Below are 22,066 nucleotides of genomic sequence, written 5' to 3' on the forward strand. Positions count from 1 at the left end.
GATGAACTCCTGCCCTGGGTCTGGAAAGTCGGAAATCCTGTCAAGACTTGAGCGACGTGCAACGCCCGGACGCTTACGGTTGTGCTCCGCGAGACTTAGCATCCATCGTCGTTTCTCCTTGTCGCTACGATAATATACGAATCTGTTCTCTAGGCTACGATCCCGCGTTTTGGCGTCGAGTTCCGATGCGCCGAGCAGTCCTCCGCGCTCTCCGACGGGATCTTTGGGCTGCAGCGTTGCAGCGCTCGATCCGTCGCGGCGCACTTTTCCATCGCACTGACGGAGCAGCGTCACAGGCAATCGAGCGCGGTCCGGCCGTCTTCCGATCGGCGCGGCCGCAGGCAAGATAACGTGCGTTCCGTCGTTGTTGGTCTGCATCGGTCCTCATCCGCCGGGGCGGATTGCTATGTGTTAGATGGCGCCAGTCATCCTGCCGACGCCATGTGTTTCAAGTTCCGTCGCGCCGCTCATCGATGCGCTCCCAGCAGACGCCGGTCCTTGGTGTGGGCGCGTTGCGCGGCCTCGGTGTCAGTCGCCGTCACATCACCGACATAGAACGTGCCGTCGCTCCACATGGCGTGCATGATCACCGCCAGCTTGCGCGCCACCGCGACGCAGGCCTTGCGATGACAAGAGCGCTTGGCGAGTTGCTGACCCCAACTCTTGACCTTGTCCCTGCCGCGGAAACGCGTCATCAGAGCCGACGCTACCTCGTACAGCGCGCGCCGCACATCGGCGTCGCCAGCCTTGGAGATGCGTCCCTGGATGTCGATCGACATGCCCGACTGCCAGCGCCGTGACGTCAGTCCGAAGTAGGCCGCGGCGTCCCGCGAGCGGCGAAAGCGCGACGGATCGTCGATTGCCGTCATGAACGAGAGCGCCGTCACGGCCAACGCCGGGGATCGCCATGAAGCGCCGGCACAGTTCGCTCTTCGCGACGATCTTCACGACCAGGTCGTGCAGTCGACAGTATTCTCGCCACAGCACGGCGCGTGCTGACAGCATGGCGTGCATCAGCTCGGCCGACAGCGGATCGTCCGCCACTGCCGTGCGCACCGCGTGGTCGAAAGCGCCACGCCATGTGCCGCCGAGCTTGATGCCGAATGCCTTCAGCGAGTGGCAGACGGCGTTTTCGAGATCAAGGAATTTGCGCTTCAGGTTGCGCAGGTGGGTCAGCAAGAGCCGCATCCGATAGCAATCCTGCGTCTTGATATGAGCCTGACGGAACCAGCTGGTGCGCATGATGTGGGCGATGCCGAGCGCATCGGCGGCATCCGTCTTATTGCGCTGCGCCGACATCGCGGCGCGTACGTGCTGGGTCTCCAGGCAAATCGCCGGAAGTCCGCGTTTCAAAAGCTCAGGATGCAGCCACGGCGACAGTGATCCCGCCTCATGGCCGACACGCCGCAGCCGCGCGACGAACGGCTTCAACGCTACAAACAACGCATCGGGATCGGTCTCCACCTTGACTGTCAGATGCACCTCACCGTGCTCGTCGACGACGCACACCGCCGTCTCGTCCACCGCAACATCCAGTCCGCAAAAATGGAGCGCTTGAGTCTCACGACCCAAGCTCGATCATGTCGCCCTTAGAGGAACTTCTCAGCCAGTTCCCGCTTTCCGCGAGGGTCAGTGTGTGTGATTTTGTTTTCGCTTGGATAAAAAAAACCTGACACGTAGAGGTCATATTTGCCGATCTCGACGCGCACCGATAGTTCCTGGTTGTCATTCCAAGTGTCGCGCAAGGTCGCCTTGCAGGTCTCTCCCCGCATCTCGAAGGTAAGCGAACCGTCAGTCTTATTCCAATTATTCACTGCCGTGCGGATTAGCAAGTCGCTGATTGCGTCCCGCTTCTTCCGGGGGAGCATGTCCAGCGACGATTCCTTGATCGGTCCGAACATGCCGCTGGCGTTCATTGCCTCAAGGATCTTACGCATGTGAACGCCAGTATGCTGGTTCACAAACAGGGAGGAGCGCGACCCGTGCGGGCTTCCTAGAATGTTCGAGCGAATGTTCCACCACGTCTCGGCAACCTGCGCACCGCTCGCTTCGCCAGCAGTCTGCTGTGCGAACCATACGAGAGCGTCCCGACTGCGTATGGTACCATCGGCTTCAAGGCTCACGTCCGTGGCGACGACAACAACAGGATGGGCGTTGTCCGAATAAAGAGGCTGCTCAAGCCGCCGTGCCTGAAGCCCCGGCACCTGGCTGACGACGTCCACAAGCCTGTCCGCTCCATCCTCCGTATAAGGACAAGTGACGAACCCGCGCACGAATTCCGTCGTATGATCGTTTCCCTCGTAGACCTTCACCTGCGAAAGACTGGAGATTTGCTCTTCCCCATTGCGGGGGGGCGCTGTCAGAAGAGGATGCCAGTCGGGATACTGGTCGATTGCATTTCCTAATTCCTCGATCAGCAGTTCGACCTGCTTGCGGCCCATTTCAGGATCGCGCAGATTCTTCGTGAGATACGCGATTGTCTTCGCATTTTGCTGTGCAGCCACGGCTGGTGAGCGGAATTCCATAAAATCTGCCCTTCTCGTAAATTGGCAAATTACGTAAATATCCTATGTTACGTAAAATGTCAATCTCGCGCGAAAGTCTGAGCGTGGCGCTGGCTGCCCAGGAGGGATGACAGCGACCGCTATTAGTGTGGTGTACCCGCAAGCGGGACGGGTCCGTTCATGGTCCCGCTTCCGCTGTTCATCGGGAGCCGGACAGTTGGCAAATTTCGCCTGGCGACGAGAGTGGCCGGGGCGGCGCCAACGGGGTCGACACCAGGCGGCATGATCGGGGTGAATTCCTGCCGGACCGCTTCGGAGTGCGGCTACGCGTTTAGGCGACGTGCTACTCACGGTGGGCTTGCCGAAGCGGCTTCCAAGTATGACTTGCTGAAGCATTGGAGGTCTCCGCGACAGGCCGGCCGAGCGCCTCGCCTGATTGTTGCGGCCCAGCCCTGAGGTTGGCCGAACCGACTGGCTCGACCGCAGAGAAAGGCGTTCCCCTTTGCGTCACCTTCAGCTAGATCTCCTCCGCGTGTGACGAGAAGCTTGGGGTGCAAATAATGAAACGGAAGATGGCGGCTTTGGTTTTCGGCAATGCCAACTACATCAAAGGGGCCGTTCTCAAGAATCCGGCCAATGACGCCGTCGACATTGCTGCCAAGCTGAAATCATACGGCTTTCACACCATTGTAGTCAAAGATGCGACACATAAGGAGATGGATAAAAGTCTGAAAGAATTTAAGAAGCTGCTTGAAAACAATGAGGTTGGCCTGTTTTTTTTCGCTGGTCACGGCATGCAAATTGACGGACGCAACTACCTGCTCGCAACCGATACCGATAATGCCGACGAGACCGAGGCGAAGCACAGCTCGGTCTCGCTCGATAAGGTGATTGAGGTAATGGAGAAGTCGCCCGCCTCTACAAAGATCGTCATCCTTGATGCCTGCAGGGATAATCCGTGGGAGCGGGCTTGGAACAGAACAGCTGCGACGCGCGGCTTGGCGTCGGTCTATGCTCCCAAGGGCACCATCATTGGCTTCGCGACCTCGCCCGGTGAGTTGGCGTCAGACGGCAAGGGGCGCAACGGCACCTATACGGCGGCACTTCTCCAGCACATCGACGAGCCGGACTGCACGATTGAGACGATGTTCAAGCAGGTCCGGAACACAGTCGCGGCCGAAACGCGGGGCAAGCAGACCTCCTGGGAGCACACATCGCTCTCGGGCAACTTTTTCTTCAACCTGAGCCTCGGAAAGGTGGTGACGGCCTATAGTGAGACATCGCTCGTCGACGCCTTGTTCGTGGTCGACGAAACCAAGCCGTCGCACAAGATCATCAAGGGCCTCAAAAGCCACAATTGGTATACACAGAACGACGCGCTCGGTCGCCTCAGCGACAAGAGCGTGAAGAAGATGGCCGACAATAATCTGTTCGTGCTCGGGCGCAACATCTACCAAGCCGCGTGCGGAGGATCGAATTCGGCCATCGCGTATGTCGGATCGTTCTTCGAGATGACGTCGGGATACCCGAAAGAGAAGCGCAAGGCGCTGCTTGACGGTATGCTGTTCGAGGTGTTCTTCGATCCGCAGGCGAAGCTCAGGTCGAAGATCAAGGCTAATCTGTTCAACGAACTGTTCGACCTACGTAGGCACGCCGCTCTGCGAGACAGCTTCGAGTTCCTTGCTGAAACGCTTGTCGCGTCACGTGGTGAGTTCTACGCGCTGCCTGGCCGCGGCCACGAGTTGGCGGTCACTGTCGCGACGAAGAAGGTGAAGGACGCCTATCGGGTCGATGCCGTCTATGTCGATGGCACCGATGTTCTTCGTCCCGAAGGCGAGGAGTGGGCGACTGACGACGAGGAAGGGAGGCTCTACTCCCGCAAAACCGCGGCCGACCTTAAGGAGCAGCTCTCCCAAGAGTTAGTTGTACCTAGTCGCTCGCTCAAGATTACCTACACGCCGCCTGAGGCGGCAGCGGGCGAGATCAAGGTCCCGCTCGGCTATACCGTTAGGAAGGCCTGACGCTCCAGTCGCCTCGGCGAGGTGGACCCTCATATTGCGGAAACACTTGGCGACGAACGTCCGCCTTTCGGCATTGCGGAGAGTTGGCTGAGTATCCGACTTGGGGACGTCAGCGGCCGTTGGATTCCGGCCAGTCGAACGGCAGGTTTCTCTAGCCGTTTATCCAAAGGCGGACTGTCTGTTGTGGGCCCCAAATCTGCCGGTCAGCAATGCGCCTTCGTAGCGGTCGCTCAACAATATTAGGTCGGCATCACAAAACGGACGGGGCGCAGCCGTTCGCCGGACCTGTCGTCATTCTGCTGACAGCCTGGCGGCGGGCTTTTCCTGGAAACATACACAACTGAAAGCACCCGCGAGCCGGCGGCGTAATGGCATTTAGGACCCGGTCTGTTAATTCCTGATATTCCGCCCCGCCTGACAGGCCACACTTTTCCACACGTTTTGAGCAGATGTGGACAAACAGGGAAACTTTGAACTCGCAGTCTGCATTTGGGTATGCTGGCAACGCGATGGCGGTTCCAGACGATGATGATCCCGACAAGTTATCGACGTTCGCCTTAAGGCGGAGGCGGGACCGATTCAGGAAAGAATTGCGCGATCTCCTAAGCATCGCCGAGCCGACCGAGTTCCTTCAATTGGTTTGGTCGCTTGCGTCGCTGCACGAGGGAGAGTTCGGCCGCGCGCGCCGGTTCGGCCCAAACTTTGGCCCTCAGGAGATGGAGCAAGCGAAGGAACGTTTTCGCTTTGCCCCCTGGCTCTTAGAGACTCTTGTTAACGAATACCTGACCACCTCTCTGAAATCCGGCCCGCGAAGGCTGAACGTCCAAAATCACAACGCTGCGAATGCGCTGATCTCTAAGCTCGTTGAGTTAGAGAACGCCGAAGACGGCGTTTGGCTGAAAACCGGGAATATCCTCCACCTAGTCGGCCACTTGGCGCAGCGTCAATTTCCCTGGCAGCGTGGATATGACTATTTCCTTCAGCTCTATCGCTCTCTTTTTGTTTTCGATTTTCCCGACGCGCTGGCGCGGTTCGAGGAGAATGTCGGGATTTCAGTCGAACGGTTTGCGTTTTGCGGGTTCGCTCTGCGAGCTCATCTCCAGGATCGGCCGTTCGCTTCGATGAGCATCGACCTGAGCGAGGTCAAGATCAGCGAAAGGGAACGAGACATCGTTTTCAAAAAGCTCTCCTTGCCTTTGCTGCAAGCCAGGAGAACGGCATCGACGTTGCGCGGCGAGGCCGGCCTTACTGGCTATAAAAAGAGCGCACTGCGCCTAAGTCCCTGCATTGTGCTTCCCGGCGGTACTCACCTAATGGCGCCGTTGCCGGCGCTGATAACTCTGCGGATAAGCAACGGCATATACTACGACATTGTCGGGCCCGGCGGCATCAACGAACAAATGGGCAAGCGCTTTGAGGACTACGTCGCTATGCTCATCGACGGGTTCCTGCCTGAGATTACCGCCATCCGGGAGAAGCCATACGCGCCGAAAAAAGGCATGAACTATAGATCGTCGGATCTCGCGCTGCTCTCGGGCGGGACAGTTTCTTTGCTGATCGAATGCAAGGCGAAGAGGGCTTCTCATGCGTCAAAATTCGCCGAATCGGCTGCCGAAGCAGAGGGTTTGACTGATCTCGCCTATGGCATCTTTCAGGTATGGCGTCACATCGCACATCGGCGGCTCGGTCACGTGGACGGCGACCTTAAATTTTCACTTGCGATCAAGGGCGTTCTGCTGACCTTGGATACGTGGGCAGACATGTCTTCCACGCTACAAGCAGAGATATTTCGGCTTGCGCATGAGATCCGGCAGGCGAAAGGGGCTGAGATTATCGAGGAGGATCTCATCCCCGTCGGGTTCATGCATATACAAGATTTTGAGGGTCTTCTCTCCACCGCGACTGCTTCGTCTCTGATTGCAGCGGTAGAACTCTGGCTTCACCATCCAGAGTACAAGGGTTGGAGCCTCTGGTCGGTGCATGACAGAAACCCAGGTCGTGAGCCGATCGACGAGCGACCGCTTTTCGACACGTTCCCGAAGCCCTCTGGCATGCGATGGCTGACTCGTGAGGCGGTAGTGATGCCAGCGCAAGAACGGCAAGGGAGTGACAATTAGGCGATCCAACTTCCGAATGCTTCCACAATCTTTTTTGGAACGGGGCCATGTCCGACGAATTCGAAACATCGCTGAGCAGGAAGCGTGCGGCGCTCGACAGGCTTATCGCGCAAACAGGTGCAAAGGATTCCGCCCAGCTGATAGCATTGAGAGCCGACAACGAGGTCGGTTGGGAACTTGGTCACTTCGATCTCCCACCTGAGACAGAAGTCTCGCGGCAGATGCGCGACGGGCTAGGGCTTCACATACTGTGCCGGCATCAGCCGGACATCATGACCACGTGCAGTCAGTTCTCTCGCCCAATAATGCGACGAGCTGCAGGCTTCGATACCGACCAGGCAACGTGGCAGGCTCTCGAAGAATGCCAGCACGCGCCCACGCGTCAGCTTCCTGCGAACGACAACCTCACTCGCCGCATCCACCCCATGGACTTGAAACACTGACTTCGCAATATCCAGACCAATCGTCGCAACGTTGCCCATCATAGATCTCCTCCAGCTCTGGCCCCACGATCATACCGCAGGGCGGGAGGAGAGCCGTCCACCGCATCATATTCTGACGGTCCGCTTTCAGGTGCCGAGCATCGAATAGCTGCCGTCGGAGGCGGTTACTCTAAACGGCGCCTTCCGACCCTCAATACCGTTCCGACTTCACATTCGCAGTGGCCGATTTAGGCACGCTTGTGTGGAAAAACTAAGTTCATACTCTGCCGCGGCGCGTTTACTGATCTAGCGCGCACATGCTCTCTTTAGTTCACGCCGTTGCGGTTCCGCTTGTAGCCGGGATGAGGACTGCGCAAGGTTGCCTGGTCAGCGCTCGTCGCCGATCGGACTATGGTTAGCAATCCAAGTTATCGTGGCATTTGGATCGATGAAAACGCTCGATAAGATCCCTGACTAGGCTCGCCCTGCGACAGAGATCGACACGCTCGGCGACAGGTGTGGCGCTATCGAAGTTGAGCCTCGATACAGAATCTCCATTTGGGGCGGCCTTGGCTGATACCAGATCCGGAACCGAACGATGGAATCTGAGAATACCTGGATCGCAACACGCGCATCGATACCGCGATCCCGTTAGCTAGTCCGCATGCACCTTGCCGTGCTTTGGGATCGGTAAGTCACATGTAGAAACTGTACCGGGGTGCTATCTCCTGATCCTCACCGACGTACTTCAGAACTTCCCCCACTTGCCGGGCGGCTGCGATCGTGATGGGGAGCCCGTTGTCGAACTGAGTGTTGTTCCAGTTCATTTTTGTCAGCGCCAGGGTCTCGTGGGCTATGTGCTGGAGAGGCTGGCCGAGAACCTGACAGCGAAGCAGAAGCGGCCTTGGGATGTACATTCCGGGGTACGTTCGGAAAAACTCGACACTGCCTTTAGTATAGAGCAGCGCCTGGTCTTTATCGATCCGCAGTAGACTACCCCTGAGCGGCGGATAAACGCCGAGTCGGTAGAGACGGGTCATCGACTTCCGAATCCAAATAAAGTCTGCGTAGTCGATATCTCGCTCGTCTATCGCTTTGTGAAAGCCATCCAGTTCGTTGCGGTCAAACTTTGATGTCTTGTGAAGGACCACCCGCGCCGGGTAGTGGTCATGCTGTTTGCGGAACACCTTCAGAGAGTCCCGGAGAAGGGTATACGCGTCCTCCGCGCTGAGGTGGGGTGAGCGATCTTCTTCGCTTTCCACCATCCGGCCACCGCGGAGGATGAGGCCCTCGCCTCGTTCGTCGAACATCTGCGCTGTGCTGGTATGGACGTATTCGCCATCGATAGACCTGTAAAAGCTCAATCCAACGAATGACGTCCTGCGCTCACGTGCATCACGCGCAAGGCGCCAGGGCAATCCGCCTGCCTTGTAGTAGATCGCAGTCACAAGGTTCCAGGCGATGGTTGCCGCATCCTGCGTACGCCGTTGGCTGCTTTCCTTGAGCTTTCTCGAGATGCGGTACGACGGATCGTACGTCGTAGGCCAGATCAGCTGTATCGGGATGCGGAACTGCATCGCGGCCGCTTTCAGCATGCCACGGAAGTCTAGGTCTCCTCCGGCCTCAGTCTCATCCTTGTCCTCGTCAAGCGTCTCCCTCGCGTTCACCGTCCTCTCGATGATCTCTACCGGCAGCGCTATCAATATCACATCCGGCTTTACTGTCTGCTCGGCCAGAACGGAGATCTCCTCGACCATGGATTCCACCACAGCCCGGGTGACCTCTCTCTGCCCGGGGATCGCGGCCAACCTTCCGATTTCTTTTGAAGGAAGGCTTCGCTGGAGTTCACTCGATGTGAAGAAGTCGCAGTGAAAGGTTTCATCATTTCGAAGACCGGGAAACGCTGGAAAGAGGTTGGGCTGCCTGCTCGGCTTAGCCTCGAAGCCTTCAGAGCAGGACTGCACCCACTTGGCGGTTCCTTCCAACGTCTCGGCGCTTCCGATGATTCCCAGTTTGATGCGGTTGGGTGCACTTTGCGTGTTCAGGTCGAACGGACCGTAGTCCATAACACCGAAGCGAATATCGGTGTGTCGCAGCCCGCCTGCGAATTCCAACTCTGGCTCTGCTAGATGAGATAGTCTCATTCGACCCCTTCCTGCATTTTGTCGAAGTCGAAGAGCGGCGAGGCGGCGTTGGGTTCTTGCGATGCCCACAACTTATCGGGCACTCCTACCTCCAGTTCCATTGGGGCGGTCTCACGGAAGCGAAGGAACGGATAGGCTTCTGTGAGCAGATCTCCGCCGGCCCTGTGCGTCGTCAGGAAGGCGCGCCACATCACGAACTGTCCCATCACAGCCGCGTTGTTCTCAAGCTCTTTGATTTTTTTGAGGTGTTCTCCCGACAGCAGGTCAGGCTCACACCCATCTCTGGTGAAGTGATATGTGGGAGTGACCTCTACGAACCACTTTTTAGCGTAACAAACGAACTGCGCACGGAAACCTGAGTGACGGAAATATGCTGGGTTGGCTGGGTTCGACCGCTGCCGGCCGTATGGGCCGACTACGCGCCGAGTGGTGGTGTTTTGTAGGCTCCGATACGGGTAGTTCAGTTTCTCGCGGTTCTTGGGCTTCGTGAAGAAAAGGACATTTGAGTCTCGATCCCTGTACAAGTTTGGGCGAGTGAATTCTCCGAGTGTCCGGTTCAAGAGTGCGGTGAAATCCCGAGCGCGATCGCGGTCATCGCTATCCGACCACTCGGACGTGTCGAATTCCTCGAGCGCGGCAGTGTCGCACACCTTGTTCCAGGGCCACTTGTCTAAGTCATGGAAGGATAGGACCGCGTTTTCTCTCACAATCCACTCAGAGGGTGCTTTGGCATCGAGACTGCGCAGAGCCGCACCGAATGATTTGTCGGAGCCGTGGTCCGTAGGTGCCCAGTAGATCGTGTTGGCGAAGTCCACCTCCAACAGATTCAGCAGCAAGGATTCCTGAAGGCGTACGCTAGGACCTGTTGAGCCTGGACGGACAGAGATTGCTACCGAAACGAGCGCGTTTTTAGCATCGACGTTGAATGCGTCTTGCTGTTTGTCAAAGACGACTTTCTTGGACGAGAGGTTCTCAGCATTGCCAAACCACTCCTTGATGGATTTCCAATACGCCTTTCCATCCTGCAATTTGACGACGATCAGCAGGACGGGTGCCGTTCCGTGCATCCAGTACTGAATATCAGAATCCGTAACGGGAAACTCAAAGGAAGAATCCGTTTCCGCCTGCAACCGGCTGCGCTCGGTCGCCTTGCCTTGAACCTGAAGACTCAGATTGCTGACCACCCCGGTGGTGTCGTCACGCAACTCCACGTAACCGTCAATTCCAGCCTCGACACCGCCGGTCTCGTAGAACATAAAACCCATGCTCAATACGATCTGGCGGATATGGGCGATGCCTTTCTCGCCGATAATATCCGCTCGCCCAATCTTCTTCGACATGAACTCCCCCAAGACTTCCTGAGCCGAGAGAATCAACAGGAGTCGTCTACAAGTAGATACGACGACCTTGGACGTTCATCAATTTCGCGGGCGAACGCTCCTGACGAGCGAATTATCGACACTGTGAGCCCGTCACTGGAACCGAATATCTCTTGTCCGTCGGCGAGACGAACCATCAGCGCGGGGCGAGCCCGATCTTGAACGCTTCGACATCACCGGACTCGTCAGGGTACACGCTGGCGGTGTTCGTCTCGACGACGCGGACAAGCCGGCACTCCGAATGTATTGAGTCCTATCTTCGCGGGGGGACGAGTTTGCGCTAATACGGTGCGCGGGGGTGCCAATTGTTACAACCTCGGTTATTGTTGAAGGATCACCGCAAGCTGGTTTTTGAGCCTGGCGGTTCCCGCCGGACTATGCCCAATCTCCGTGAATCCGACATCCTGTCGGGCGGCGATGAAGGGCACTTAAAAATGCCCGATCAAAGAGAAGAGCAAACCAACGATCCGGGTTATGACTTCGCTTACAATGACCCGGACGGACAGTTCGTGGCAGTGCAGGTCAAGCTGGGCAGCGCAAGCAAGACCGGCAGCGGCCCGGGGAAAACCCTGGAGAAGTGGGCTCGCTTTCCGTCCGACCGGGGGTACCCGTTCGATCGAACGGAACTCTGGCTTTTGGACCGAGCCAGTCTCACGCTGCAAATCTGGTCAGCGGGCAGGAACGAGCCTGACGCTCAATTTGGCTTGGCCGACGTGGTCGAGACCGGCGTTAACCCGGACATTTCCAACCGGCGATCGTCGCAGAAGTTTGATAGCGCGAGGGTGGAAGAGCGCGTAGCCCGATGGGTCGAGCAAGTTGAAGCGCTCTTCACCCAAATCGAGGGGTGGGTGGAACCGCACGGTTACTCGGTTGACCGGACGCAGACTGTTTCGATGAACGAAGAGATGATGCAGCGCTTTGCAGTGGCCGCTGTGAAGCTTCCCATGTTGCGGATACGAAAGGGGACGCGTGTCGCTGCGACAATTTTTCCTGTTGGTCTGTGGGTTATTGGCGCGAACGGCAGAGTCGACGTGCTCACGCCCAGCGGCGGCGCGACTATCATAAACGCCAGCGACACGCCAAATGACCCAATCTGGATGATTTACTCCTCACCAGGCTCGAAGGCCGTGATGCTTGACCAACAGCAGCTTATCGCAGCGATCCAATGAGAGAGCTAATTCTCGCAAGTCAACTGCATGCGCAGCTTGACACAGACTATGCGCGCAAACTGTTCCGCTCGACGGTGCGCAACCACCAGCACGCCATAGCACGATACACCGAACTTCGCCGTATCAACGATGGCGCATACTTTCTCATCATCTTCGGGACATTTGAGCGATACATCACCGACCGCGCCGATACGGCCGTTAAAGCCAGAGCCGGGAAGCCGCTCTTTCGCCACAGGCGAGCATGGGAGACGCTTTTAAACGGGACAAAGCTACAAACCTCATTTCTGAATAGAGTGCGCGTGCTGCTCGATATGCGATCGCAAAACTTCACCAAGATCGCCGACTACTATGCCGTTCGCAATGATCTGGCGCATGAGGGCATAACAGCAAAGGTGTTTAGCATCCCCACCGTGGTTGCCGACCTTCAAACGGCGATAAATTCGCTCCGGTCGTAGCTAAGTCGCCATCCAGCACCGCGCTGAGTGGCAGGCGTTTAGTTTCGTTGACAGGTCCTGCCTTCAAGACGCGGGGCCGCGGAACGCAGCAAATGTGGATCGATGCGCCAGGCAGTTGGCCTGGTCTGCGTAATCCTGAAGTGTAGGCTTAAGCCTCCGTCCAAGCCCCTCCGCGGAACGTCGGCTTTTAGGTCAAAGCAAAGTTTGCGGGAACAATCACAGTGACGGCGCAAAGCTGCCATTGGTTCAATCTAGTGCACGCAGCGCAATGCCGAGCTTCTCGACGAGGTCCGCAAATTGAAGCACCCCCGTGTCGCGGATCACAAGGCGCTGGCCGACCGGGTATCCTCAGCAAGCTGCCGCTTCGCTTTATGCACACCGAAGAGACCCCTCCGCCCCGGACTAGTCTAGCTTAAGCAGTCATTCGACTTGACGGCAATCCGCAAATTACTGTCCAGAGAAAGCCAAGGACGGCCGTACGAATCCACAAAATTATGTGGGGTTAAAAGTGGGGTAGTGTCTAAACAAATAGAGGTTTGCATTTGATTTCAGTAGCTTACAAAGGCAACTCGCGGAGAGAGCAGGATTCGAACCGACTTAAAGGAGGGCTATAGCGTAAACGTAGTTCTCATCATCACCCGGCGCGGCGCGCCATCGAACGTTTGTAGTTAAGTGCACCGCAGGGGATTCGAACTAGCAATTTCTGCGTTGGGATAGTTGCGCAATTCAACCGATAGCCGACTTGCTTGAATCGAGACGGCTTTGGCATGAGCACTCCGGGGAACTGACGGTCTGGGTCCGCGAGCGGAAGGACTACTTTCGGGAGACGGGCGAACGAAAGCCGTCGTTCAGCAGCCGATCCGTTTATCGCCGTTCGGAGTGCTACAGTCGTCGCCCGAAACTTGTCATTCGTTATGTTCCGCCAACCGCAGAGCCGGGGCCGTTTTCACCCGCAGTGCCGGTTGCCAAGCCTATCGCTTCGTGAACGAGTTCGAGCGAGTTGATGTAGTTTTCGATATCTGTCGGATAGCGTGAGCTCTTTTTCCACTTCGAAGTCTCGAAGTTTTCTCTCTGTTTGCCGCTTTTCTTGTCGAAACGCGATTTGTGAAAATCCGGTATGTTATCCTTGGCCCAATTTTCGAAATCTCTATAAAGCCCGCGCGCTTCTTCGATGACGCGCGGAAGCCAATCGGTGACGCCGTCGCGCTGCCTCCTGAGTCTCAACTGCCGTACGAAAACAACGAAGATAAGATCGTTGACGATCTTGTCTGCCGCCCCATGCGGTGGGCGCACACCTGATATCTCGCTGTAGATTTCATAAAGCTCTTCGAATATGTTGATCGCGCTGTCGTCCGCAAGCTTTGGCAAGATGCCTCCGGTGTTTCTCATCATCTTGCGCTCCACCCCCAAGGCGTAGCGGCCACAGGCGATATTCATGACTCGCGTAAACAAGGCCCGCTCAATTATATCGTCTCGGGCTACAAATTTATATCGCAGCGCGTCAGCATATTCGCCGCGCTTCGGCTCATAAAGAAGCCCAGTCTTCTTGAACACCATCTCGGCGATTTCACGGTTTTGGTCATTGCTGGCCGTGCGGTCGATCGATGAGACCGCAGTCTGCGAGTTGGTCGCCGAGGATATGCTCAGGATCAATTCTTTTTTTGCCTCCTCGCCTATTTGAGGAAGCGTAATCACTCGAAGCACAACCTCTTTTCCAAAGAACAGGCGTTGTCTGTCGATATCATTGCTCTCGTCGTAGATACGCGCGAGAGTAAATGCGGTTTGCCCGCCATTAATGATCTGAGGATTTACAATTTCGACCTGAGCCGTATTTTTCGACCCTACTCGTTCGCTGAAAAAAGTTTCATCGGAAACGATCGTGATGCCATTGTTGAGAATCGCAAACTCGCCCGTATCGATGTTGACGATGCTCCCACGGATTCCTTCGTTGGTGCGTTGTTCCTTGAATTCCAGATAGGAGCGGGGATTGTAGCGAAGGATCGAATTCTTGAATCGCGACATAATCTGCGCGATCTCGAGCGTGGGCACAAGAACGACCGTCACCTGGCTCGGCCCATGCGCCGTGTTGATCTCCGCACTAAGTCGGGAGCTGCGTGACTTGTTGCTGAGGTCGATTTGAAGGCGCAGGCTAGACGTGTAGTGCTGTTCACCCCTGATTGTCGGCAACACCAGTTCGCCATAGCAACGTTCGAAGTTCACGATATTGGTCTGGTCGCCATGAAACAGACGCTCAACCAAGGGGTATTGCTCGGCCTTTACATTCGCAAGGATTGTCACCTTGGTTTCGTAGCGGGCGATGTCCGGAATTTTCTGCAGCTTCTCGACGAAAGCATGAATGTGGCCGTTATATTTTTGGCCATTGGCATCCTCGAGATTCCCCGCAAGGATTCTGTCCAGATCTACTGCCATGACTTCCTCAGCCGTGATGTTCTTGGATTCGAAATTTGTTGACCCCACCCTGAACTTGGACTGGATCACGTCGAGGATCTTGTGTTCCGCGTCTACGAAGTAGCCGTCGATGCCGCCGTCATTGCTGCCATCGGTTATTGTTTTCTCGCGTTGCTCGAAATCCAAAACACCGTAAGTGGCGGCTAAATAAAGATGAATAAATGCCCTAGCCCTCGCTTGGTTCTGCCGTTCTTCGGTACTCGTGTCGAAGTATGACCGACGCTGCCGAACCCCCTGACCTTCACGGACATACTCGTCGAGTATCCGCGTCAGAATAGCGTACTTCTTTTCCTGGCCCGACCTCATCCTCACACCCGGCCCACCGTCGGCACTGGATTGCGGCTGACATGTTCACTCACAATGTCCGCGGTTAGTTCCACGAGAATGTCGTCCATAGGTCCCGCTCGTTATAGCTCGCTCGCATGACACCGCGAAAGCCAAGAATAGAAGTGCTACCTGCCTTGAAGACGGCAAGAAATTCAAGTCGCTGAAACGACACCTGGTGAGCCACGCTTGACAGAAAATTCTGACTGGTACCCAACAAGCGATGCAATCTCAGTCAGCCGCAACTCAGTTCTCTTGAGTTCCTGCCATCTGGGTTACCGCCGCATAGTCCGCGCGAAGGAGGCCGACTGAGAGGCCTCCGTCAGCAACCGCAGTCCCATAGCGATCGCCCGGCTGCGTCCGCTTCCAGGTTGGGGCAATACTGACCTTAGGGGCCGAAATGAGGCGCAAAGCTGCCGTTGCGAGTGCACGCGACACGATCGAAGATCATCTTGCGCTCACATATCGGGCCTATGCAGTTTCTAATTTTGGGCCTCCAAGCCGCGAGCATTGCAAGCGTTTAGCGGGCATCTGGGATTTTCATGATCTGGCCAAGAACGAAAATAGCCGCCCCGGTTAGACTGGGACGGTTATTCATTTATGATAGAATTGGTTGCGGGCAAAGGATTTGAATCTGCTGACCTCGCTTGCGAAGTCTCTTCAACAGACGAACTCCGTTGCAGCGCTGTATTGGCGGTAGCGCTCTACCGACTCGAACCCCCAGAATGAAAACTTCGATCAAGTTTGCACCACTGCGGTTGGGACACCAGCGTCCCCTCATGTACACGCGCAATTCGACCGGAGTCGCAATGCGAAAGGTACGAATTTCTACGAACCCCACGGAATACGAACGGACCGCAACTAGCCGCGCTTTGCGAATTGCCCGAAACGAAACTGCATTGCTGCGAACATCAGTCGCCGCAGCGCTTTAAAGCCACCGACGAACCCGTCAGCTCTCATTGAATCGTCCCTCTATCATCGTCCGCAGGCCGGCTAGATCCGCGCTGTGCAAGGAAACCCCGATCTCCTCAGTGAGTGGTCGTGCAGCGATCAACTGTTCCGCGAGGTCGCCAGAGACACCCTCCTCCGCAAGCACCTGCCTAGCCTGCCCTGTCGGCAGCGTGTTGAACCAGCGATAACCAGAGGTGAGACGCGCGGCGGGGTCGACCTTGCCCCACAGTCTCACCCGCGAGATGCCGCCATCGGGATAGGCGTCGAGCCGAATGTAGGAGACGGGCTCGCTCGTTTGCGCCACCCGAAAAACGTGGCGCGTGTCCGGCTGCAGAGGCCGGCGGGAAAGCAGCGGCTGCCAGCCAGCCTCGCGGGGCAGCGCCTCTCCCGCACCGAATAGCGCGACTTCGGCCGACGCGTTGTATTTGAAATGCGAGGTGTCGATTTCGACTAAGCGTACATGGCCCGGCAGCGCCAGTCGTATGACGGCATGGTCGTTGCCGTCATCGCGGCGCCGGCGCGTTTCCCAGCCGTCGCCCATGTTGCGTGCCTTATCGGGACGATTGAGCATTGCGGCCGACGTGTAGAAACCATCGCTGCTGGTCACCACCTGGCCGCCATGGTCCTGGCTGGCGAGGTCGATGGTGAGCCCGTCGAAGCTCCTCGGGTCTGGTATGACATGGCCATAGACGCGCAGCCTGGCAATGCCACCGTCCGGAAAGGCCGAGAGACGCACATGTGTGAAGCGGCGCCGGTCGGAGACGTCGAACCGGTTGTGCGCGTCGCCCTTGAGCGGCGAGCGCGGCACGATCTCGACCCATTCGGTCTCGGCCGACTGAAGAGCCTTCGGGCTGGGATAGCCTTCGGCACCGCAGGCCTCGATTCGACACGTGGTCGGGAAATTGCCGGTGAAGAAAGACGTATCGACATCAATGCCGGTGATGATGCCGGCCGCACCCAGCCGCACCAGCGCCCAATCGTGGCCGGGCTCGCGCCGCCGCTTCGTCTCCCAGCCGTCGACGATCTCGCCGCGCGGTCCGTAATTGCCCGGCACGAAAGCCGAGGGCGTCGGCGTGAGCAGACTCTCCTTCTCGCCGAAGGATTCGTCGCTCGCGGCGAGCACACTGCCGCCCAGCCAGCGCGAGGCAAGATCGACTTCGGCTGCAAAATCTTCCTGCAGCTCGGGCATGGCGTAAGCGTCATGCGCCGGGTCCTTCTCGATCATGTTCATCGCCGGCCTCCCGCGCGCAGTGCCGGCCCCGCCTGGCGCGGCCTCAAGCCCAGTGCCTCCGACAGCGGCCAACCGTCGATGCGCTTCGCGTCCGGCTTTGCGTAGGTCGAGACCTTGCTGGTCTTGAGCCCTAGGCCGATGACCGCCTCGGCCAGCCGCACCGCGGCGGCAACGCCGTCGATGACGGGGACGCCAAGCTCGGATGTGATCGCTTCTTCCAAACCGGCCATGCCGGCGCAGCCGAGGCAGATCACCTCGGCATGGTCCTGCTCGACCGCCTTGCGCGCCTCCTCGACGATCGCACGCATGGCGCTGGCGGAATCCTGATCCACCTCAAGCGTGGTCATGCCGTTGGCGCGCACCGAGGCGCAGCGGTCGGCAAGGCCGGAAAGCCGCAGCCGGTCCTCGATCGGCGGCACCGAACGCTGCAAGGTGGTGACGACCGAATAGCTGCGGCCGATCATCATCGCCATATGCGCGGAAGCCTCGCAGATCTCGATGACCGGCTGCTCGATCAGTTCCTGCAACCCATCGCGGCCATGCTCGCCGAAGCCTGCCATGACCACGGCATCGAACGGTTCATCATAAGCAAGGACGCGGTCCATGACGGCGACGGCGGAGATGTAGCTCTCGAAGTTGCAGTCCACCGCTTCGGGTCCGAAGAATGGCGTCAGCGTGACGATGTCGGTACCGGGGGATGCGGCAGTCTTGGCGGCTACGTCGATGACATCGGACATAGACTGACTGGTGTTGACGTTGACGACCAGGATCTTCATCTCAGGCACTCCTTTTCAATTCTTGCTTCCGGCTGGTTTCTCTGGGCTGCCCTTTTCTGGCGATCAGCTCGCCCATCGGACGGCCGAAGAGGTCGATGCGCTGGCCGCGCAGGAAGATTTCCTCCACCACGCCGCTCAGCCTCCTGCCGGCATAGGGGGTGATCGGATGGCGGTGATAGAGGCTGGCCGCATCGACGACGAATTCGGCATCGGGTGAAAACAGTGTGAAATCGGCATCGCAGCCGGTCGCGATACGGCCCTTGTGCGCAAGGCCGGCGAGCGCGGCGGGACGCTCGGCCATCCGGCGAACGACGTCGGCAAGCGAATGGCCGCGCCTGCGCGCCTCGCTCCAGGTCACGGGCAGGCCGAGCTGCAGCGAGGAGATGCCGCCCCAGGCCGCGCCGAAATCGCCGGAGGCCAGCTCCTTCATCTGAGGCGTGCAGGGCGAATGATCGGAAACGATCATGCCGATCGTATCCTGCCCAATGCCACCCCAGAGCCTTTCCCGGTTGACGGCTTCGCGCACCGGCGGGCCGACCTTGGCGGCGGTCTCGCCATCACCGATCCCCTCGGCGCAAAGCGCAAGGTAGTGCGGGCAGGTCTCTACGCTCACCCGCACGCCGTCGGCGATCGCCGAAGCGATCATCGGCAGCGCGTCGGCGCTGGAAAGATGAAGGATATGCGCGCGGGCGCCGCTGGCACGGGCCGCCTCGATCACTTCGGCGATCGCCAGGTTCTCGATGCCTTTGGGGCGCGAGGCGAGATAGTCGGCATAGCGGCGGGTGTGGACCTCCGGCATCGCGGCCATCGCATCGGCGCTCTCGGCGTGGACGATGAAGAGCGAGCCGAGGCCGGCGACGACGTCCATTACCTTGCGCATATGCCCAGGCGTGATGCCCGGAAAATCGTCGGTGCCGGTATCGCAGAGGAAAGACTTGAAGCCGAGCACGCCGGCCTCATGCAGCCTCGGCAGGTCGTCGAGGTTCGACGGGATGGCGCCGCCCCAGAAGCCGACATCGACATAGCACTGACCGTCGGCTGCCTCGCGCTTGGCGGCAAATGCCTCGAGCGTGACTGTGGTTGGCACGCTGTCCAGCGGCATGTCGACCAGCGTTGTAATGCCACCGGCGGCCGCGGCGCGGGTCGCGGTCAGGAACCCTTCCCATTCGGTGTTGCCGGGCTCGCAGATGTGGACGTGGCTGTCGACGAGGCCAGGCAACAGCACGGTGTCGGCATCGAGCGTCATGGTTTCCCGGGCGTTGGCGGGGGCATCGAGCGCGGCGACACGGACGATCTTGCCGCCGACGACGCCGACTGACACGGCGCGCTCGCCTTCCGGCAGGATGGCGCGCGGAGCGCGGATGAGGAGATCGAGGGATATCATGGCAATTCCTCCCCGTGCGGCCTGCCGCAACGGACACTGGAGCTTGGATTCCTGTCCGGAGGCTGGCTGCAGCCTCCGCACAGATTGTGCTTCAGATGCGGGCGAAGCCGAGCAGTGCCTTCACGTCGGCCCGCTTGTGGACCAGCGTCACGCCGATCAGGTAGACGACCGCGCCGGTCAGCCAGGCCTGGAGAGCCGGGAAACCGATATAGTCGCTGTTGATCGCAGGGATGAGGCCTGCGGTGTAGACGCCGACCAGCGTGCCAGCGGCAAGCGCGATGACCCCCGGCCAGTTAGCGATGCCGAGCTCGCTCCAGTTGGCAACGCGATACATCGGCCGCTTGATGCCGAACAGCCAGGGCAGCAGGAACAGGTCGATCGCCATGATCGTGCTGGCGACCGGCACGGTGCTGGAGCCGATGCTGGTAGTCAGGTTGAACGTATCCTGGAGGTTGGGCAGGTAGAAAGTCAGCACGGCGGCGATTAGGCCGAGGCCGACGACCGTGTACTGGCGCTTCCAGCCGCGAATGCCGGACAGCACGTTCTGCGCGCCGTTGACGGCGATGTAGAGGTTGCCGTCCTGCACCGCCCACTGATTGATGACGATGACTAGGATGCCGAGCAGCGCGCTGCCGAGCATGGTGAAGTTGACGAAGTAGCTGATGCTCGGGCCGAAATCCGGCTGGTTGGACAAGGCTGCGATCATGTAACCCATAACCGGGAAGAGCAGCGCGCCAACCAGATAGGAGATGACGATGGTTGGGATGTTCCACCACGCAGCACGGCCGGCCTTGGCATAGCGGAAGAAGTCCGGCTCGTTGCCCCATGTGGAGAGGCCGACCATGCTGCCGATGACCATGATCATCCCGGTTTTGGAGTCGACATGCGGCACTGCCGCCAGCACATTGCTGGAGACGGTGGTGAAGGCGAGGATGGTGGCGAAAACGCCCCAGATCAGGATCACCGGCACGGCTACGAACTGGGCGAAGCGTTGCACGCCTTCGAAGCCGAAATAGGTGTTGACGACCATGACGACGGCCAAAAGCGCGGTGATGGCGCCGACCGCCGGCAATGTCATCAGCCCGCCAGCGATGTCGATGATGAATTTCACCGTGAACAGGTAGAAGGCCATGCCGTTGACGACCAGAAGCAGCGAGACAAGGCCGCTGCCGATGGTGCCGAAAATGCTGCGCGCCATCACCGAATGGGTCTGGCCGGTGACGGCGCCAGCATTTGCCGAGCCGATGCAATAAAGGCTCATGACGGCCGCGGCGATCAGCATCGCCACAGTCAGTTCGGAAAGCGTCAGCCCCTGGAAGCGCGCGCCATAGCCGACCAGCACGGTGCCGAACACCGCCTGCATCGACAGGAACTGCGCCAACATGCGGAAGTTGGAGCGTCGCTTTGCCTGTGGCACCACGGATTCGGTATAGTCGGCAATGTCCGCCTCGGTGACGGACAGGATTGTCTCGACGCTGTCGGCAATCGCCGGCTGCGCCTCGCCCGGCAACGGCTGCCTGGGCGAAGTCGGTGTTTGCAAGGTCATCTCAGTTTCCCCTTTGCGAGGTGTTCCCCTGGTCGATATGCCCACCCGTCTTTGCGTTACGTCAGCATCAACGGGACCGATGCAATATCGCCATGCTTGACCATGAAACCCCACCTTCCTCTCTTCAACGCCCAAAGATCGAACGTTAAGCATTAACCGGATCAATGCCTCCTCTTTGCCCGGCTACGTCTGCTCGACGATCTCGCCGATGAAAAGGTCACGCCCGATGTGGGCCGGGCTTTGCGGATCGGTGACGATGAAGATGTCGTTGCGAGGCACGTCGGGGCCGGCGATCAGTGGCCACAGCCGCCCGGCCTCGACATCGGTTTGCGCGTAGCCTTCCGGCAGGAAGCAGAGGCCGACGCCGAGGATCGCCAGCCGCTTGGCTTCCTCGAGATGATCGGACATGCCGGCGATGTTGCGGCCGAAGCCATGCTCGAGCCGGAACTGGGTGAGCTCGTCGCCCTCATCCGCGCCGGTCAGCACGAAGGCTTCCCTCGCCAGATCGCCCGGATCGGCGATGCCCTTGCCAAAGAGCCTGTGCGGCCTGCCGCAATAGGGCCGGTGGATCTCGGTGAAGAGGTGGAGATAGGCGAGCTCTGCGCGCTTCACCCGCGAAGGCGAGATGCCGACGTCGATCCTATGCTGGATGAGCGAGTTGACCACTTCGGTCCAGGCTGCGACTTCAACGATCAGTTCGACAGCCGGATATTTGGCATGGAACGCGGCGATCGCCTCGTCGAGCGCCGGCGCGACGAGGTTGGAGACCAGCATCACCCGCAAATGTCCACGTATCTCGGACTTGACGTCCGAGAGCTTCGCCGGGATTTCACGGATCGCGCCGGCGAATTCCCGGCAGCGCTCGGCAAGGATGCGACCCTCTTCCGTCAGTTCGAAGCCGGTCGGGCCACGATGGCAGAGCGTAACGCCAAGTCTTTCCTCGAGACGCCGCAACGCAAGGCTCAGCGCCGGCTGCTTGCGGTTGAGCTCCTGCGCCGCCCTGGTCACCGAGCGGGCGCTGGCGATCTCATTGAAAAATTTCAGCAGGTTCCAGTCGAGGTTCCTGGCGAATTGCGGTCCGCGAACTTGATCCGACTGTCTGCGCCCCAATGCACGCTCCCGAAACCACTTCGCCGGCCGCCCCTTGCGGCAAGACCCGGCAAGTTAAGCCGAT

General features: G+C 58.6%; 14 protein-coding genes and 2 pseudogenes. 4 read left to right on the plus strand and 12 right to left on the minus strand.

Features of this window, described 5'->3' with window-relative positions; genetic code table 11:
- The 3 genes and pseudogenes from FJ492_RS29005 to FJ492_RS27470 all read right to left on the minus strand — a co-directional run.
- The coding region (locus FJ492_RS29005; protein ID WP_210241557.1) for a hypothetical protein at positions 1 to 378 on the minus strand (378 nt) is incomplete at its 3' end.
- 89 nt (positions 379 to 467) lie between these two features.
- A pseudogene (locus FJ492_RS27465) lies at positions 468 to 1,572 on the minus strand (IS110 family transposase).
- 17 nt (positions 1,573 to 1,589) lie between these two features.
- The gene (locus FJ492_RS27470) at positions 1,590 to 2,525 is read right to left on the minus strand and encodes a hypothetical protein (protein ID WP_140773405.1); all 936 of its coding nucleotides are present in this window, start codon (positions 2,523 to 2,525) and stop codon (positions 1,590 to 1,592) included.
- 539 nt (positions 2,526 to 3,064) lie between these two features.
- Here FJ492_RS27470 and FJ492_RS27475 point away from each other — a divergent pair.
- Both FJ492_RS27475 and FJ492_RS27480 read left to right on the plus strand, forming a co-directional pair.
- On the plus strand, positions 3,065 to 4,525 hold the full coding sequence (locus tag FJ492_RS27475; RefSeq protein ID WP_181166779.1) for a caspase family protein: 1,461 nt from the start codon (positions 3,065 to 3,067) through the stop codon (positions 4,523 to 4,525).
- A gap of 509 nt (positions 4,526 to 5,034) precedes the next feature.
- Entirely contained in the window at positions 5,035 to 6,642 is a 1,608-nt protein-coding gene (locus FJ492_RS27480; RefSeq protein ID WP_140773407.1) for a hypothetical protein, read from the plus strand.
- A gap of 236 nt (positions 6,643 to 6,878) precedes the next feature.
- Here the strand turns inward: FJ492_RS27480 and FJ492_RS29360 are convergent.
- From FJ492_RS29360 to FJ492_RS27495, 3 genes and pseudogenes are all read right to left on the minus strand, one after another.
- Positions 6,879 to 7,124 (minus strand): annotated as a pseudogene (locus FJ492_RS29360) (IS110 family transposase); the annotation flags it as partial.
- Positions 7,125 to 7,759: 635 nt separating this feature from the next.
- Positions 7,760 to 9,208 carry a hypothetical protein gene (locus FJ492_RS27490; RefSeq protein ID WP_140773409.1) on the minus strand — a complete coding sequence of 483 codons (1,449 nt, stop codon included), beginning with the start codon at positions 9,206 to 9,208 and terminating at the stop codon, positions 7,760 to 7,762.
- Positions 9,205 to 10,548, minus strand: coding sequence for a DUF4365 domain-containing protein (locus FJ492_RS27495; protein ID WP_140773411.1), 1,344 nt, complete (start codon positions 10,546 to 10,548; stop codon positions 9,205 to 9,207). Before FJ492_RS27495 ends, FJ492_RS27490 begins: the two co-directional genes overlap by 4 nt.
- Positions 10,549 to 10,964: 416 nt before the next feature.
- On the opposite strand from FJ492_RS27495, the gene FJ492_RS27500 reads away from it, so the two are divergent.
- Entirely contained in the window at positions 10,965 to 11,756 is a 792-nt protein-coding gene (locus tag FJ492_RS27500) for a hypothetical protein (RefSeq protein ID WP_140773414.1), read from the plus strand.
- Positions 11,753 to 12,211 (plus strand): hypothetical protein, encoded by a 459-nt coding sequence (locus FJ492_RS27505; protein ID WP_140773416.1) that lies wholly within the window; start codon positions 11,753 to 11,755, stop codon positions 12,209 to 12,211. Before FJ492_RS27500 ends, FJ492_RS27505 begins: the two co-directional genes overlap by 4 nt.
- Before the next feature lie 912 nt (positions 12,212 to 13,123).
- Here the strand turns inward: FJ492_RS27505 and FJ492_RS27510 are convergent.
- From FJ492_RS27510 to FJ492_RS27540, 6 genes are all read right to left on the minus strand, one after another.
- On the minus strand, positions 13,124 to 14,986 hold the full coding sequence (locus FJ492_RS27510; RefSeq protein WP_140773418.1) for an AIPR family protein: 1,863 nt from the start codon (positions 14,984 to 14,986) through the stop codon (positions 13,124 to 13,126).
- A gap of 967 nt (positions 14,987 to 15,953) precedes the next feature.
- The gene (gene alc / locus FJ492_RS27520) at positions 15,954 to 17,186 is read right to left on the minus strand and encodes an allantoicase (protein WP_210241558.1); all 1,233 of its coding nucleotides are present in this window, start codon (positions 17,184 to 17,186) and stop codon (positions 15,954 to 15,956) included.
- Positions 17,183 to 17,962: an aspartate/glutamate racemase family protein gene (locus FJ492_RS27525; RefSeq protein WP_140773420.1), complete on the minus strand. Its 780-nt coding sequence runs from the start codon at positions 17,960 to 17,962 to the stop codon at positions 17,183 to 17,185. Before FJ492_RS27525 ends, alc begins: the two co-directional genes overlap by 4 nt.
- A 1-nt stretch (position 17,963) precedes the next feature.
- The gene (gene allB / locus FJ492_RS27530; protein WP_140773422.1) at positions 17,964 to 19,346 is read right to left on the minus strand and encodes an allantoinase AllB; all 1,383 of its coding nucleotides are present in this window, start codon (positions 19,344 to 19,346) and stop codon (positions 17,964 to 17,966) included.
- 91 nt (positions 19,347 to 19,437) lie between these two features.
- On the minus strand, positions 19,438 to 20,892 hold the full coding sequence (locus tag FJ492_RS27535) for a cytosine permease (RefSeq protein WP_140773424.1): 1,455 nt from the start codon (positions 20,890 to 20,892) through the stop codon (positions 19,438 to 19,440).
- 183 nt (positions 20,893 to 21,075) lie between these two features.
- Entirely contained in the window at positions 21,076 to 22,002 is a 927-nt protein-coding gene (locus FJ492_RS27540; protein ID WP_140773426.1) for a LysR family transcriptional regulator, read from the minus strand.
- Positions 22,003 to 22,066 lie beyond the last annotated feature (64 nt).

Origin of the sequence: Mesorhizobium sp. B2-5-4 (assembly GCF_006441095.1) — a bacterium.
GTDB classification, from domain to species: Bacteria; Pseudomonadota; Alphaproteobacteria; order Rhizobiales; family Rhizobiaceae; genus Mesorhizobium; species Mesorhizobium salmacidum.

Bases quoted from the DNA above. Each gene is read 5' to 3' on its own strand.
- FJ492_RS27505 (WP_140773416.1), top strand. From the start codon at position 11,753: ATGAGAGAGCTAATTCTCGCAAGTCAACTGCATGCGCAGCTTGACACA.
- FJ492_RS27475 (WP_181166779.1), top strand. From the start codon at position 3,065: ATGAAACGGAAGATGGCGGCTTTGGTTTTCGGCAATGCCAACTACATC.
- FJ492_RS27510 (WP_140773418.1), bottom strand. From the start codon at position 14,986: ATGAGGTCGGGCCAGGAAAAGAAGTACGCTATTCTGACGCGGATACTC.
- FJ492_RS27480 (WP_140773407.1), top strand. From the start codon at position 5,035: ATGGCGGTTCCAGACGATGATGATCCCGACAAGTTATCGACGTTCGCC.
- FJ492_RS27535 (WP_140773424.1), bottom strand. From the start codon at position 20,892: ATGACCTTGCAAACACCGACTTCGCCCAGGCAGCCGTTGCCGGGCGAG.
- FJ492_RS27500 (WP_140773414.1), top strand. From the start codon at position 10,965: ATGCCCAATCTCCGTGAATCCGACATCCTGTCGGGCGGCGATGAAGGG.
- FJ492_RS27490 (WP_140773409.1), bottom strand. From the start codon at position 9,208: ATGAGACTATCTCATCTAGCAGAGCCAGAGTTGGAATTCGCAGGCGGG.
- FJ492_RS27495 (WP_140773411.1), bottom strand. From the start codon at position 10,548: ATGTCGAAGAAGATTGGGCGAGCGGATATTATCGGCGAGAAAGGCATC.
- FJ492_RS27470 (WP_140773405.1), bottom strand. From the start codon at position 2,525: ATGGAATTCCGCTCACCAGCCGTGGCTGCACAGCAAAATGCGAAGACA.
- alc (WP_210241558.1), bottom strand. From the start codon at position 17,186: ATGAACATGATCGAGAAGGACCCGGCGCATGACGCTTACGCCATGCCC.
- FJ492_RS27525 (WP_140773420.1), bottom strand. From the start codon at position 17,962: ATGAAGATCCTGGTCGTCAACGTCAACACCAGTCAGTCTATGTCCGAT.
- allB (WP_140773422.1), bottom strand. From the start codon at position 19,346: ATGATATCCCTCGATCTCCTCATCCGCGCTCCGCGCGCCATCCTGCCG.